General features: G+C 69.3%; 12 protein-coding genes. 7 read left to right on the plus strand and 5 right to left on the minus strand.

The window, feature by feature from the left end:
• Positions 1-260: 260 nt before the first annotated feature.
• Positions 261-1442: a YibE/F family protein gene (locus tag Q1K70_RS07950; protein WP_300157626.1), complete on the plus strand. Its 1182-nt coding sequence runs from the start codon at positions 261-263 to the stop codon at positions 1440-1442.
• Positions 1443-1473: 31 nt separating this feature from the next.
• On the opposite strand, the gene Q1K70_RS07955 is transcribed toward Q1K70_RS07950, so the two are convergent.
• A complete protein-coding gene (locus Q1K70_RS07955; protein WP_300157627.1) occupies positions 1474-3069 on the minus strand; it encodes an alpha-L-arabinofuranosidase in 1596 nt (531 codons plus the stop codon).
• Between the two features lie 304 nt (positions 3070-3373).
• Here Q1K70_RS07955 and Q1K70_RS07960 point away from each other — a divergent pair, with 304 nt between their 5' ends.
• From Q1K70_RS07960 to Q1K70_RS07980, 5 genes are all read left to right on the plus strand, one after another.
• A complete protein-coding gene (locus tag Q1K70_RS07960) occupies positions 3374-5029 on the plus strand; it encodes a VCBS repeat-containing protein (protein ID WP_300157629.1) in 1656 nt (551 codons plus the stop codon).
• A gap of 95 nt (positions 5030-5124) precedes the next feature.
• Positions 5125-5994, plus strand: coding sequence for a branched-chain amino acid ABC transporter permease (locus Q1K70_RS07965; protein WP_300157631.1), 870 nt, complete (start codon positions 5125-5127; stop codon positions 5992-5994).
• A gap of 1 nt (position 5995) precedes the next feature.
• Positions 5996-6910: a branched-chain amino acid ABC transporter permease gene (locus Q1K70_RS07970; protein WP_300157633.1), complete on the plus strand. Its 915-nt coding sequence runs from the start codon at positions 5996-5998 to the stop codon at positions 6908-6910.
• A gap of 112 nt (positions 6911-7022) precedes the next feature.
• On the plus strand, positions 7023-8192 hold the full coding sequence (locus Q1K70_RS07975) for an ABC transporter substrate-binding protein (RefSeq protein ID WP_300157635.1): 1170 nt from the start codon (positions 7023-7025) through the stop codon (positions 8190-8192).
• A 227-nt stretch (positions 8193-8419) separates the two neighbouring features.
• Entirely contained in the window at positions 8420-9433 is a 1014-nt protein-coding gene (locus Q1K70_RS07980) for an RluA family pseudouridine synthase (RefSeq protein WP_300157637.1), read from the plus strand.
• A 12-nt stretch (positions 9434-9445) separates the two neighbouring features.
• On the opposite strand, the gene Q1K70_RS07985 is transcribed toward Q1K70_RS07980, so the two are convergent.
• On the minus strand, positions 9446-10282 hold the full coding sequence (locus Q1K70_RS07985) for an RNA methyltransferase (RefSeq protein ID WP_300157639.1): 837 nt from the start codon (positions 10280-10282) through the stop codon (positions 9446-9448).
• Positions 10283-10464: 182 nt separating this feature from the next.
• Between Q1K70_RS07985 and Q1K70_RS07990 the strand changes: the two genes are divergently transcribed.
• A complete protein-coding gene (locus tag Q1K70_RS07990; protein ID WP_300157641.1) occupies positions 10465-12435 on the plus strand; it encodes a LysM peptidoglycan-binding domain-containing protein in 1971 nt (656 codons plus the stop codon).
• A 147-nt stretch (positions 12436-12582) separates the two neighbouring features.
• On the opposite strand, the gene Q1K70_RS07995 is transcribed toward Q1K70_RS07990, so the two are convergent.
• The 3 genes from Q1K70_RS07995 to aroE all read right to left on the minus strand — a co-directional run bounded on the left by Q1K70_RS07995 (position 12583) and on the right by aroE (position 15198).
• Positions 12583-13080, minus strand: a complete 498-nt coding sequence (locus tag Q1K70_RS07995; protein WP_300157643.1) for a DUF1499 domain-containing protein — start codon at positions 13078-13080, stop codon at positions 12583-12585.
• A gap of 2 nt (positions 13081-13082) precedes the next feature.
• Entirely contained in the window at positions 13083-14297 is a 1215-nt protein-coding gene (locus tag Q1K70_RS08000) for a GGDEF domain-containing protein (RefSeq protein WP_300157645.1), read from the minus strand.
• 73 nt (positions 14298-14370) lie between these two features.
• Positions 14371-15198 (minus strand): shikimate dehydrogenase, encoded by an 828-nt coding sequence (aroE, locus tag Q1K70_RS08005; protein WP_300157647.1) that lies wholly within the window; start codon positions 15196-15198, stop codon positions 14371-14373.
• Positions 15199-15358: the final 160 nt, after the last annotated feature.

Here is a 15358-nt window from a genome sequence, read left to right on the forward strand (position 1 = left end):
GGCGTGCCCGTGGTCAGCTCGGCCATGGGGCCGGGAGCGCAGGCCTTCGCCGGCTACTACGACAACACCGACCTGGCCACAAGGCTCATGGCCGTGGTCGGCCAAACGGCCGTGGCCAGTAATTAGGATGGGGGAGACGCCTCCGGCGGCCAGGAGGGGGTGACCCCCTCCTGGACCTCCCCGTCCGGGGAAAGTACTTGATGTGGGGTTGGTCGCGGAAGGCGCGGCCGGCCCCACGATCCGTTTGGGGAGTGGAATCGATGCAAGGGGATGCTTGTCCCTGGCCGCGTCGCCTCCGGGCGCGCCGCGACGCCGTGTTCGCCCTGGCCGTGGCCGTGTGCTGCCTGGCGCTCTGGCACTGGCCCACGGGCTTCGAGGACCGCCTGCCCCCGGACGCGGTGCAGGTGCAGGCCAGGGTGCTGGCCGTGGACGACGGGCACGTGCACCAGTACGGCATCGTGCGCGAGGGCGAGCAGCGCGTGACCCTGGAGCCGCTTTCCGGCCCCTTTGCCGGCAGGCGCATCGTCGCGGACAACATCCTGCTCGGCAAGCTCGAGCTGGACAAGGTCTTCGCCCCAGGCGACCTCGCCCTGCTCGTCCTTTCGCTGCGCGACGGCGAGATCGTCTCGGCCGTGGCCCAGGACCACTGGCGGCTCACCCTCCAGGGGGCGCTGCTCGGGCTTTTCGCCCTGGCGCTTGTCGCCTACGCCGGCTGGACCGGGGTCAAGGCCATGCTGTCGTTTCTCTTCGCCGCCCTGTTGCTGTGGAAGGTCTTGGTGCCGCAATTCCTGGCCGGCCGCGACCCCATGCTCGTGACCCTGGCCGTCCTGGCCGCGCTCATGGCCGCCGTCGTCTTTCTGGTCGGCGGGCTCAACCGCCGGGCCCTGGCCGCCTACCTCGGGTCCGTGGGCGGCGTGGCCGCGACCTGCCTGCTCTCCCTGGCCACGGCCCCGGGCTTCGCCCTGCCCGGCGCGGTCAAGCCCTTCGCCGAGACCCTGCTCTATACGGGCTACGCCCACCTGGACCTCGGCGGCATGTTCCTGGCCGCCATTTGCCTGGGCGCGAGCGGCGCCATCATGGACGTGGCCATGGACGTGGCCGCGAGCCAGGCCGAGGTGGCGGCCCACCACCCGGGCATCGGGACCTGGGGGCTTTGCCTGTCGGGATTTCGCGTGGGCCGCGTCGTGGTCGGCACCATGGCCACCACGCTCCTTCTGGCCTACTGCGGCGGCAGCCTGGCCCTGCTCATGGTGGTCATGGCGCAAGGCGTGCCGCTTATAAACGTCGCCACCATGCCCCACGTGGCCGCCGAGATCGCCAACACCCTGATCGGCAGCCTGGGGCTGGTCACGGCCGCGCCGCTCACGGCCCTGGCCGGAGCGGCGCTGTTGCGCGGGAAGAGGGAAGAGAGGGGGAGGCCTCCGGCGGCCAGGAGGGGGTGACCCCCTCCTGGACCTCCCCGATGGGGGAGGGTTAGCCCGGGCGGCGCGGGCCGGGCTGGGACGGGATTTTCTTGGCGGCGAAGATCGCGGGCTTGGCCATGGGCACGGTGAGGATGGTCAGGGATTCGGCCGGCAGGCGCAGTTGCGCCAGGCCGCCGGTCACCGTCACGACGGCTTCCCGGGACAGGACCGGCCGGGGGTCGTCGGGCCCCGTGCCGCGCCATACCCGGCGCGCCGCCTCGGCCCCGGTCCGGCCGCCCTCGATGCGCACGGCCACGTCCCGGGCCGCGTCCTTGTTGATGAGGTAGACCGTGAGCCGGCCCTGGCGGTCGTCGCGCGCGGCCACGGCCCGCACCCCCGGCGCGTCGGCGCTGGCCACGATCCGGTCGCCGAGGCCTTCGGCCAGGAGCTTGACGGCCATACCCGTGGGCAGGGGCGTGTTCCTGCCGTCCAGGGCGTCCCAGAGCTCGGGCTTGTCGTCGTTGTGCAGCCAGCGCGTGGCCCAGATCTGCGCCGTGACCACCCGGGGGTCGCTTATGGCCTGGCCGAGCATGTCGAAGAGCACCAGGGCGTGGCCCAGGGTGTTCTCGTGCTTCCAGCCCAGGTTTTGCGGATGGGCGTACCAGTCGGCGGAATTGATTTCCGTGAGCAGATAGCGCAGCCGCTCGGCCAGCCCCGGCGGGCCGTACTTGCGGGCGGCCTTGTCGATCTCCGAGACCCCGAGCATGCGCACCGGGTTTTCCCGGTAATAGTCGTAGCCGTACCAGGCGTAGCACGGATATTCGTGAACCGAGACGAAGTCGATGCTGCCGGCCGCCTTGCCGAAGACCTCCCGCCACCAGGGCGTGGCGTCGCCGCTCAAGTTGTCGAGCGCCCCCACGTCGTCGGCCCCCACCGGGCCGCCCGCCCCGACCTTGATGGACGGGTCAACGCCCTTCATGGCCGCGGCGAAGATCGGAAAGTCCCGGGCGTAGTCCGCCGCCCGGGCCCCGCCGTTGTAGACGTAGAAATAGGATTCGTTGCCGATCTCCCAGTATTTGATGCCGTAGCCGCGGGTGATGTTGGCGTAGCGCACCAGGGAGACGGCGTTTTCGAGCAGCTCGGCCATGTCCGGCACGGTCTCGCCCGGCGTGCCGGGCTTGTACATGGAATCGTAGGCCACCACGATGACCGGTTCGGCCCCGGTGCTGCGGCAAAGCCGCATGAAGGCGTCGATGTCCATGGGCCGGCGCGAGAAGCGCTTGCGGGACAGGTCGAACACGCGGGAGTCGTTGGAGGGCCATTCGTCCGGCCCCAGGCGCGCGAGCGTCGGGCTCGGCCGCATGAACGGCGGCGCGGCCCAGAGCATGCCGTCGGATTTTTCGCCGCCGGGATAGCGCAGCGTGCCGACGCCGAGGTCGAGCACGGCCCGGGCGAGCTTGCGCGCCCCGGGACGACGGTTGCCGTCGGCGTCCATGAGGTAGTTGACGTTGATGCCAAGCAGCTCCCGGCTGGTCGGCCGCACCGTCTTGGCGGCGTCCACCGTCACGGTTTGCGGCGCGTCGGCGGCGCGGGCGTCGGGGCCGGGAAGCGCCAGGGGGACAAGGCTTGCAAGAACGAGAAATACGAAAAACGAAAAACGCGGCATCGGGCCACTCCATGCGGGAAGCGGCCAAGCCTTTAGCCTCGTCGGGCGTTCCTGACAAGGGCCGGCGAACGACGTTTCCGTGACATTACCATCCGGCGTTCCCGACGTAACCGCCGGCCCGGCCGTGCGACCACACGGCAACAAACCGGGGAGGCGAAAGGCATTGCACGGCGGCAAGGGGGCAAAACCGCCCTTGCAAGGGCCTCGGCTTTGATAGTAATGCAGGGCGCGCGGCTGCCCGGCCCCTGGCCCTGGCCGCGTCCCCGGACAAATCGGTCCCCGTTGGGACCCGGAGGAATTCCCTATGACGCTTTTCCGTCGCCTCGTCCTTCTGGTCGCGGCCTTGCTGTGCCTGTCGTCCACGGCGCTCGCCGCCGACGCCAAGACCTACGCCGTGGCCCCCTTCACCGTGCACGGCCCCGAGAAATACCAGTACCTGAGCCAAGGCGCCCAGAGCATGCTCGAGTCGCGCATGAACTGGCCGGGCCACTTGGCCCCGGTGGACAAGGCCAAGGTGACGGGCCGGCTGGCCAAGGCCCCGGCCTCGGACGCCGAGGCGAAAAAGGCCCTCTCCGACATCGGCGCGGACTTCCTGGCCTACGGCTCGGTCACCGTGTCCGGCGAGCAGGCCAGCGTGGACATCACGGTGCTCGGCCGCGACGGCAAGAAATGGCCGAAAAACTTCACCGCCAAGCTGGCCGACCTCATCCCGGCCATGGAGCGGGCCGCCCAGTCCCTCAACAACGAGATATTCCAGCGTCCGGCCTCGGGTTCCGGCCAGGCCGCCGGCGGCCAGACCATCAACCAGATGAATCCGGATTTCGTGGTCAACCAGACCAGCGAGAACCAGAAGGCCTACCTCAACCCGAGCTTCCGCTACGCCGGCCCTTCCGACACCCCGGGCGTGTGGCGCAGCCAGTCCATGCCCATCGTCTCCAGCGGCATCGCCATCGACGACCTCAACGGCGACGGCAAGAACGAAGTCGTCATCATGGCCAAGGACTCCATCGAGGTCTTTGCCTACAAGGACCGCCAGCTGATGCCCCTGGCGCGCTACCCCGTGTCGCCGAACCTCAAGCTCCTCAAGGTCAGCACGCTGGACATCAACGGCGACGGCAAGGCCGAGATCATCGTCTCCGCCAGCTACTTCAAGGAGCCCCGCTCCTTCGTCCTGTCGCTTGAAGGCAACCAGCTGAAAGAGCTCTACAAGGACGTCAAGCTCTACATGAACGTGGCCACCGTGCCGCCCGACTACACCCGCCAGCTGGTGGGCTCCAAGGGCGACCCCAAGGAGCTGTTCGCCCAGGGCGTGCACAACGTCATCTTCTCCGGCGGCCAGCCCATGCGGTCCACCAAGCTGAACCTGCCCACCAAGGCCAACCCGGTCAACTTCGCCTACCTGCCCGAGAAGAGCGGCTACAAGGTCCTCCTCAACGACGACCGCGACCACATCGTGGTCTACACGGCCAAGGGCGAGCGCGTGGCCGCCACCGAGGAGGAATACTGCGGCTCGGCCATCGGCCTCGAGTTCGACCCGCTCATGGCCCCCATGGAAAAGCCCAAGACCGACCACCTCTGGACCTACTACTACATCCCGCTGCCCATGCTCGTGGCCAACCTGGACAAGGACGAGCGCTACGAGGTGCTCGTCAGCAAGAACATCTCCCTGGCCGCCCAGTTCTTCGAGACCTTCCGCACCTTCTCCCAGGGTGAAATCCACGCCCTGTACTGGGACGGCGTGGGCATGAACCTCCTGTGGAAGACCCGGCGCATCAAGGGCACCGTCACCGGCTACGCCCTGGCCGACATCGACAACGACGGCCACAAGGAACTGGTGGTGTGCCTCAACACCTGGCCCGGGGCCGTGGGCGTCTACGCCCGCCGCACCATCGTGCTCGCCTACAAGCTCGACACCACGAGCATGGGCCAGCCCGGCGAGTTCGGCATCGACGCGGAATGATCCGCTGCGCCTGACCCGATCCCCACGGGGGAACCGCATCGCGCGGCGGTTCCCCCGTTTTTTTTGCCAAAACGCCAAGGCCAATCGAGGTCGCCTTGCTTGCCCTGTACCTGGCCCAGATCGTCAACTCCGGACTTGCCCTCGGCGCCGTCTACGGCCTCATGGCCCTGGGCTTTTCCCTGATCTACTGCGCCAGCCGTCTCATCAACTTCGCCCAGGGCGAGCTCCTGCTCCTGGGCGGCCTCGGCATCGCCACCCTGGCCGGGGTCATGCGCCTCTCGCCCCTGGTCGCCGTCGCCGCCGCCGCCCTGGCCGGCTTTCTCCTGGGCCGGGCGCTTTTCGCCACCACCCTCGGGCTCACCCTTCGCGCCTCGCCCCTGCGCCAGCTCATGCTCACCGTGGCCGCGAGCCTCGTCTTCCAGGGCGTCGCCATCCTGGCCTGGGGCAAGAACCCGCTCATGCCGCCGCGCCTCCTGCCCCTGCCGGACCTCCGCCTGGGGCCGCTTTTCTTCGGCCGCGACACCGTCACCGCCCTGGCCCTGGCCTTTTGCGCCATGGCCGTGCTCGGCGTGTTCCTCAAGTATTCCCGCCTGGGCCGGGCCCTTCGGGCCACCTCGCAAAACGCCGTGGCCGCCAGGCTCATGGGCATCGACCCGGTGCTGTGCCATGCCCTGTCCTTCGCCCTGGCCGGGGCGCTGGCCTCCCTGGCCGCCCTGGCCGTGGGGCCGCAGACCGGGCTGCGCTACGACATGGGCCTGGGGCTCGGGCTCAAGGGCTTCGCCGCGGCCACCATCGGCGGCTACACGTCGCTTCCCCGCGTCTTCCTGGGCGGACTGGCCCTTGGGCTGTGCGAGGCGGCGCTGGTGCTCTTTCTTTCCGGCGAACTCAAGGAGACCGCCACCTACGCGCTCATCATCGTCCTGCTCGTGGCCGCGCCGGCCGAGAGCGAAGCCGAGCGGCCCTGACATGGCCTCCTTTTCCCTGTCCCGCAAAGCCTCCCTGGCCCTTTTCTTCGCCGCCATGACGGCGGTGGGCCTCGTCACGCCCGCCCACCGGCTCATCGGCGTCAACCAGCACATGTTCCTGGCCGCCAACGTCCTGGCGCTCAATTTCTGCCTGGGCCTCGGCGGCCAGATCTCCCTGGCCCAGGCCGCCTTCGCCGGCATGGGGGCCTACGCCTCGGTGCTGCTCCACGCCCGGTTTCCGGGCGCGACCCTGGTCATCGTCCCGACCGTGGTCCTCGGCGTCGGCCTGCTGGCGGCCCTGGTCAGCCGGCCCATGGAGCGCCTCGGCGAGGGTTTCCTGGCCATGGCCACGCTGTGCGTGTCGCTCGTGTGCGTCAACGTGGCCCTGACCCTGGAAGGGGTCACGGGCGGCGCGGCCGGGCTCATGGTGGAGCGCCGGCTGGCCCTGCCCGGCGTCGGCGAACTGGGCGGCGACCGCCTCACCTTCTTTCTTTTCCTGCTGCTTCTGGCCCTGGGGTCCTACATCTTCCTGGCCCTTCGCGACAGCCGCCTGGGCCGGGCCCTGGCCGCCTGCCGCGACGACCGGCACGCCGCTTCGAGCCTCGGCATCGACCGCCCGGCGGTGCGGGCCGTCTCCTTCGGCCTGGGCGGCGGGCTCTCGGCCGCGGCCGGCGTGGTCCACGGCCACTACACCGGGTTCATCAGCCCCGAGCAGTTCAGTCTGGAACTCTCGCTCAAGGCCCTGCTCTTCCTGGTCATCGGCGGCCCGGGCAACCTCCTGCGCCCCATCCTGGCGGCGCTTGTGCTGGAAACGGCCATGGGCTGGCTCCAGTTCCTGGGCGAGGCCCGCACCCTGGTCAACGGGCTGCTGCTCGGCGCGGCGCTGCTCGCGGGCTATTGGCGGGTGCGCCGCTAGGCCGCGTCCGCCCGCCTCCGCCGCCTTGCGAAAATGATTTACAACGCCTCCGGTTGCGGTACAAAATCCGCGTCGCCTGATGGCGATCACCACGCTCCGGAGGCTTCCCCCCATGGCCAAGATCCTGATCCTTCTCGCCGCGCTGCTTTTGCCCGCGGCAGCCTTCGCCGCCGCCGCGCCCGAGGGCGACCCCATCGTCATCGGCGGGCTCTTCGCCCAGTCCGGCCCGGCCGCCGTGGTCGGCACCCCGAGCAAGCTCGTGGCCGAAATGACCGTCGCCCAGCTCAACGCCACCGGCGGCATCCTCGGCCGCCCGGTCAAGCTCATCAGCTACGACACCGAATCCTCGCCCGACGTGGCCCTGCGCCAGGCCCGCCAGCTCGTCGAAGGCGACAAGGTGCTGGCCATCATCGGCCCCACCTCCACGGGCGAAGGCCTGGCCGTCAAGAAGTACACCGAGGAGAAGAAGGTGCCGGCCATCATGACCGTGGGCGGCGACGCCATCATCGCCGGCGGCAAGTTCGGCCCCTTCGACTGGACCTTCAAGGCTCCCCAGCGCACGGCCACGGCCGTGGACAAGATCTACGAGTACCTCAAGGGCAAGAACATCTCCAAGATCGCGGTCATGAGCTCCAAGGACGCCTTCGGCCAGGACGGCCTGGCCGAGCTCAAGGCCAACGCCGGCAAGTTCGGCGTGGAGATCCTCGCCGAGGAGAGCTTCGACCCCAAGGGCACCGACTTCTCGGCCCAGGCCTTCAAGCTGCAGGCCGCCAAGCCGCAGGCCGTGATCGTCTGGACCATCGGCCCGGCCGGAGCCATCGCCGCGAAAAACTTCGCCGCCCTGCCCGGCGAGCGCCCCCTGCTCGTGCAAAGCCACGGCCAACCCGGCCCCAGCTACCTGGAACTGGCCGGCGAGGCCGCCGGCGGCACCATCATGCCCGGCACCAAGCTCATGGCCCCGGAATCCCTGCCCGACGAGGACCCGCAGAAAATCGTCATCGAATCCTTCATCAAGGCCTACAAGGACGCCGGCATCCAGGAGAAGTTCCCGCTCAACACCCACTCGGGCTACGCCTACGACGCCCTGGCCCTTCTGCGCGCCGGCCTGGAGAAGGCCGGCAAGGCCGATCCCGAGGCCCTGCGTGCGGCGCTGGAAAAACTCCAGAACGTGGTCGGCGTCTCCGGCGTCTACACGACCTCCTCCCAGGACCACAACGGTCTGCACGGGGATTCCATGATCATGCTCATCGTCGATTCCGGCCGCTACAAGCTGGCGCCATAGCATTGCATACTTAAAAAATACGTCAGTATTTTTTAAGATAATGACTTATCATTCTTATGTGCCGCTATCCAAGGCATGGCGCTAGATAAGATGCGAGGGGAATCCCTTTTTGCAAAAAGGGGTTCCCCTTGCGCTCCCCTCCCGAAAAACTCCAAGGGGTGGGCGATGTCCCGCGCCGGCAACGCGGCTTACGCACCCGCCTCGCGTAGCGACGCCTTCGGAGCCCCATGAAGACCCCGGTTCAGACGTTCGTCGTCAGCGAGGCCGAAGCCGGCCAAAAACTCCTGCAGTACCTCGTGCGCCGCCTTGGCGGCGCGGTGCCCCAAGCCGCCCTGCAACGCTTCATCCGCACCGGCCAGGTGCGCCTGGACGGCCGGCGCGCCAGGCCCTTCGACCGCATCGAGCAGGGCCAGAAGGTGCGCGTGCCGCCCTACGAGCCCGGCGAGGCCCCAAGCGCCCCGACGGCCGCGCCGCTCGCGGCCGTGCCCCGGGACGCCCGCCGGCAGCCCCGGACGCTCCGGTCGGCAGCGCCGGCCAAGGCGCAGACCCATGCCGCACCGGTCCTGGATATCCTCCACGAGGACGCGGACCTCCTGGTGGTGGTCAAGCCGGCCGGCCTGCCCGTGCACCCGGGTTCGGGCCACGCCACGGCGCTCACCACCATCCTCCACGCCCGCAGCCGCGACGCACCCTTCCGCCCCACCCCGGCCCACCGCCTGGACCGCGACACCACGGGCGTGCTGCTCGTTGCCAAAAGCTACCGCATGCTGCGGCGCATCCACGACGAAATGCTCGCCGGCGAGGCGCGGAAGGACTACCTCGCCTGGGTCTGGGGCCGCTGGCTCCTCGGCGAGGTCAACGAATGGGTCACGCTGCGCGACAGGCTGTCCAAGCAGGGCGGTCCGGGACGGGAGCGGGTGGAGGCCGGGGAGGACGGCAAGGAGGCCGTGTGCAAGGCGCGGCTGCTCGGCCACATGCCCACGGCCAGCCTCCTCGAAGTACGCCTGGAAACGGGCCGCACCCAGCAGATACGCGCCCAGCTCGCCGCGCGCGGCCACCCCATCGTGGGCGACCCCAAATACGGCGGCGGCGCGCCGCCCCTGCTCCTGCACGCCTGGCGGGTGACGCTCACCGACGCGGCCTTTTGCGCGCCGCCAGCCTGGGAAGCGCCCTGGACCGTCAAGCGCCTGCGTCGGGCGAGCTTCGCCGACTGCCTGGGCCAGGACGCCGGCCCGCCGTAGCGCTCCCGGGAATCAGTCCGCCGGAAAGGCCAGGGCGGCCAGCCGCCCCAGGATGATGGCTCCGGCCTGGGCCACGTTCATGGAATCGAGCGGCCTGGCCTGGGGAATACGGCAAAGGACCTGGCAGCGCTTGCGGATGCCGGGCCGCAACCCCTCCTCCTCGTTGCCGAGCACCAGCATCAGCGGGAAGGCGGGGGTGAAGGAAAACACGTTTTGCGCCCCCTCCTCGCCGGCCGCGCCGATGACCGTGAACCCGGCGTCGAGCGCTTCGTCCAGGGCCCGGGACAGATTGGCCGCCTTGGCCACGGCCAGGCGCGAGAGCGTGCCGGCCGCCGCCTTGGCTGCGCCGGGGCCGAGCCTGGCCCCCTCGTGACGCGGCAGGATGAGGCCGCCGCCGCCCAGGGCGTAGAGCGTGCGGGCCAGCGTCCCGACGTTGCCCGGGTCCTGCACCCGGTCCAGGGCCAGGGCCACGGGCAGGGGCGCGGCCCGGGCCGCGTCCAGCACGTCGGACACGTCCACGAACTCGCCGGCGGCGAGCCGGGCCAGCACGCCTTGATGGTTGCCGGGATAGATGCGGTCCAGGTCGGCGGCGGGCACGAAGCGGAAGCGCACCTTGGCCTGGCGGCAGGAGGCGACGATGGCGTCGATGTCCGCGCCGCGCAGGCCCTGGCGCAGCAGCACGTCGTCCACGGTGGCGGGCTGGGCCTCCAGGAGTTCGCGCACGGGCTTGCGGCCGGGCAGCAGATCCTCGGGAACGGGAGCGGACGCAGGGGACGCGACGGCCGGCGGGGCGGGCCTGGGCGGGCGCGCCGCGGCCGGCGGCCGGCGGGAACGGTCATGGGCAGACATGCCCCTTGTTGGCGCAAAGCGTGCGCGACGACAAGTCTTTTTTTCCCTTGCATTTGCGAACGCTTTGGACTAACAAAGCGGTAATTATCAAAATATTACGATAGTTACGACTCTCTGCGGCAACACTTCGGCGCGCCCTCCGACCGGCGGCCGGTTGCCGTTTTCCTTCCCGGAGACCCCGCATGGCCCGATACATCCTGTGCATCGTCCTGCCCCTCCTGCTGGCCCTGGCCGGCTGCGCCGGCAACAAATACGACAAAAACACCGACATGAAGGCCAACCTCGAGCCCGAGGTCTGGGACACCAGCCAGATCCTCAAGGACCTCAAGCGCGGCCGCCCGCTGACCGAGCAGGAGAAGAAGGCGCTGGCCTCGCGCGGAGCCATCCAGTTCAACCTGGATGTGGCCGACAACGAGGAAGTGCAGATGTTCCTGCAATACTTTTCCATGGACAAGAAAGGCACCATGGAGAAGTGGCTGCAACGGGCCGAGCCGCACCTGCCCTACGTCCGGGCCGTGCTGGCCAGCTACAACCTGCCGCCGGACCTCATCGTGCTGCCTTTCATCGAGTCGGGCTACAGCACCATGGCCTATTCGCCCGTGGGCGCGGGCGGCATGTGGCAGTTCATGCCCTACACCGGCCGGCGCTTCGGGCTGACCGTGGACTGGTGGGTGGACGAGCGCCGCGACCCCTACAAATCCACCGTGGCCGCGGCCAAGTACCTGACCAAGCTCTACCAGATGTTCGGCGACTGGAATCTGGCCCTGGCCGCCTACAACGCCGGCGAGGGCAAGATCTCCCGGGTCATGGCCGCCAGCGGCCAGTGCGACTTCTTCGACATCGCCAAGGACCCCAAGCTCCTCAAGGAGGAGACCCGCCACTACGTGCCCAAGTTCCTGGCCGTGCTCAAGATCTTCCAGAACCTCGACAGCCTGGGGTTCAGGAAGATCAACTGGCAGGCCGGCCCCAACCTCAAGGAGGTTCCGGTCCCGGGCGGCACGGACCTGCTGGCCCTGGCCCAGGCCTGCGACATGGGCTGGGAGCAGTTCCGCGAATACAACCCGGGCTTTCGCCGCCAGGTGAGCCCGCCCGACGCCACGGTCAACGTGTACGTGCCCGTGGCCAAGGAACAGGTCGTGCTGGCCTTCCTGAAAAACCCCGGCAACTACCCCGCCGGCGGAGTGCAGACCGTCACGGCCCAGTCCGGCGACACCTGGTGGGCCATCGCGCGGCGCGCCGGCATGCCCGTGGCCGAGCTGCGGCAGCTGAACGCCTCCCTGCCCGAGGATCTGCCGCCCGGACAGACCGTGCGCGTGGCCCTGAGCGCCTCGGGCGTGGACAACACCGCCCTGGCCGAGGGCCCGGACGCCTGCGCGCCCAAGCCCCTGGCCGCCGCGTCCAAGCCGCAGCGCCACCGGGTCAACAAGGGCGAGTCCATGGGCAGCATCGCCAAGAAATACGGCGTTTCCACCAAGGAACTCATGGCCGCCAACGGCATGAAGACCGAGCGCCGCCTGACGCTCGGCTCCTGGATCGTCATCCCCGGCGGCGCGCCCCAGGCCGTGGCCAAGGCCGGCCCGGTCCCGGCCGCGCCCGTCCAGGCCCAGGCCCAGGCCGCGCCCGGCGGCAGCCACCGCGTCCAGAAAGGCGAGTCCGTCACCGGCATCGCGGCCAAGTACGGCGTGAGCGCCGACGCGCTCATGGCCGCCAACGGCATGCGCTCGGGCAAGGACCTGCGCGCCGGCGCGACCCTGACCATCCCCGGCAAGGCCGTGGCCAGGACCGAGGTTCCGGCCGCTCCGTCCCCGGCCCGCTCGGCCGCCGACTACAAGACGCCCAAGCCCCTGGCCGCCGCCCCGGCTCCGGCCGCCAACCGGCTTTTCGCGGAGAAATCCCCACCGCCTGCCCCGACCAAGGCTCCGGCCGCCGCTTCCCAGCCCGCGGCCAAGGCCGCCTCGCCGGCCGCGCCCGCCAAGCAGACCGCCGCCGCGCCGGCGGCCAAGGCCGTCAATTACAAGGTCGGCCCGGGCGAGACCGTCTGGGGCATCGCCAAGAAGTTCAACGTCGAGCCGTCCTCGCTCATGGCCTGGAACAACATGAAGAGCCCAAGCGCCCTGCAGGCCGGCTCCCAGATCACCATCCGCAAGGATTAGCCAGCCCCCGAAACGCCGAACGGGGCGCGCCCGGCGATATGCCGGCCGCGCCCCGTTTTTTTCACGCTGCGCAGTCCCCCCGCCGGGGAGGTCCGGGAGGGGGTCACCCCCTCCTGGCCGCCGGAGGCATTCGCCTCTTCCCCCTTCCTACAGTCCGGTTTCCTTGAAAATCATCTCCAGGCGGCGGCGGTTCGCGCCGATGTCGCTGTAGCCCACGCGCGAGGCGCTACGGGCGTGCAGCAGCCCGGCCGCAGGATCGTAGAGGAATTCCACGTCGTCCACGAAGCCGAAGCGGGGCGAGGAGGCCGTGGCGTGCAGGTAGCGTTCGGAGGCGTCCACCACGGTGAGGCCAAGCCCCGGCAGGGCGTCGGACAGGGCCGGGATGGGGTTTCGCGCCGCCGGGCGCGGGGCGATATGGTGCAGCACGTCCGCCTTGCGGGCCGTGGACGAAACCCAGTTGGGCTTGTCCCCGTCGGCGCGAAGGGGCCCGCCCGTGGGCGAAACCAAGGCGGGCATGCGCCGGCTCTGCCAGCCGAGCCAGGCGAACCAGACGACGCCGACGACCACCGCCACGAGCAGGACCACGGCGGCCACCTGCCCCACTGCCTCGAAAAAGGACAAGATCTTCCGCAGGGTCTCCATCATGCCTATGCCTCCAGGGCGTCGTCTTGCGCGACCAGGCCGCCGTGCCAGGCGATCCGGTCGCGTCCCGCCTCCTTGGCGGCATACAGGTATTCGTCGGCCTTCGCCAGCAGGCCGTCCAGATGGAACTCGCCGTCGGCCACGCCGAGGCTGGCCGTGACGCGGCGACCGCCGGGCAACGACGCGGCCACGGCCTGCCGCAGCCGCCTGGCCACGGCCAGGGCCTGGTCGCGATCCAGCCCCGGGAGCAGGACGCCGAACTCCTCGCCGCCCAGACGCCCGATGACGTCGCCTTCCCGCAAGGCCTCCCGCAGCCGGTCCGCCACCACGCGCAGCGTCAGGTCGCCGGCCTGATGGCCATAGGCGTCGTTTATCCGCTTGAAGTGATCCAGATCCAGCATGACCAGGCTGGCCCGGCCGCCCTGCTCCCGGACGCCGTCCAGGATGGCCCGGGCCTGCTCCAGGAAATGCCGGCGGTTGGACAGCCCGGTCAAGGCATCGGTTTCCGCCTGCTGCCGCAAGGCGTCCCGGGCGTCGCGCAGCTCCGCCTCCACCCGGCCGGAGGTCATGGACAGGATGCAAAACGTCAAGAGCGACAACAGGAACATGCTCATGAGGAGCAAGAGCTTCACGACGTGATCCGGCCCGCCGACCGGACAATCGACGGCTGCCCAGGCCTGCACGGCGCGCACGCCGAAGGCGCAGCTCACGAAAAGCAGAATCGCCGACAAGACGCTCTGCATGGAATAGGTCTTCCAGCGCCGCACCAGATACGGCTCCAGGGCCATGCGCCCGTACACGACGCAGGAACAACCGGACACGGCCACGACCCGTCGGCAGGTGTCGAGATCGAACACGCCGTAATAGACGACAAGGGCCTCGGTCAGGACGGCCAAGACGACGTTGACCAGGTCCCGTGGGCGCAGGTTCCCGACGCCGCCGTACCTGGCGATGCCGTGATACCAGAAGACGCCGTGCAGGAGCAGCAGGCCGTTGCCGATAACAAGGGAAGCGCCTTCGCCCGCGACCCTGTAGAAGATCAGCCAGACGCCACAGCTCCAGGACAACTGGCCCAGGGCCAGGGCGGCGAAGCCGGGGTAGGTCTTGCGGAAGAAATATGTGTACAGCAGCACCATGGTCAGCGAGAAATACAACACCGCCGCCATGAGGATCATCGTCCTGGCGTCAAGACCGGAGATTGCCTGTACAAATCGCTCCATGCAGGCCTTCCCGCTTCACATCGCGACCGACTTCAGACTTCCGTGAAGGCCCTACGAAGACGGCCGAGGCCGGTCAAGCCCGGGGAGCGGCTTTTCCGTAGAGGGCATCCATGAGCAACGGCCGCAATTCCTCGACCGGCAAGACTCTGCCGGTCCACAAGCGGAACTGCTCCACGGCCTGGTAGAGGAACATGTCGAGGCCGGACACCACGGCCGCGCCGGCCCTGGCAGCGTCGGCCGAAAGCACGGTGACGCGGGGATTGTAGACGAGGTCGAAGACGACCTGCCCCGGCCTCAGGCGGTCGCCGGGATAGGGGGAAAGCGCCTCGAGGCGACCGGCCATGCCCGTAGGCGTGGCGTTGACGAGAAGCCCGGCCGGGAACTCCGCCCGGGCCTCCCAGTTCACGGCTTCCAGCCCGAACGCACCGGCCAGGGCCTCGGCCTTCCCCCGCGTGCGGCCGGTGACGGCGATGCGGCGAACGCCCAGGCGCTTAAGCCCCACCACGGCCGCCCGGGCCGCGCCGCCGCTGCCCAGAATAAGCGCCGCGTCGCAGGAAACGCCCGCCTCGACCAGGGGCCGGCAAAAGCCCTCGACGTCGGTGTTCTCCGCCCACAGCACGCCGTCGCGCCAATAGAGCGTGTTGACGGCCCCGGCCTCGCGGCCGAGGTCCGTCACGACGTCCACGAACGCCATCACCGCCGTCTTGTGCGGAATGGTGACGCTTAAGCCCGACACCGGCCTTTCCCGAAACCGGGCCATGAACGCGCCCAATTCCTCGGGCGACGTGTCCCAGGCCTCGTACTTCCCGTCGATGCCGAAACGCGAAAAACCCCAATTATGGACAAGCGGACTCAGCGTGTGCCCCAACGGATGCCCGATGATCCCATACTGCCGCGTCATGACAACTCCTTTGGGCGCGAGGGGAAGGAATCTGGGGGAGGGAACCTTTTTTTGCAAAAAAAGGTTCCCTCCCCCAGACCCCCTCCTTCCCAAAAAACTCTTAAAGGGGGGTTCCCGGTAGCCACTTTTTCCGGTCTTGGGCGCGGGTCCGGAGCCGGGG

The sequence above is a fragment of the Solidesulfovibrio sp. genome (genome assembly GCF_029978005.1).
GTDB lineage: Bacteria > Desulfobacterota > Desulfovibrionia > Desulfovibrionales > Desulfovibrionaceae > Solidesulfovibrio.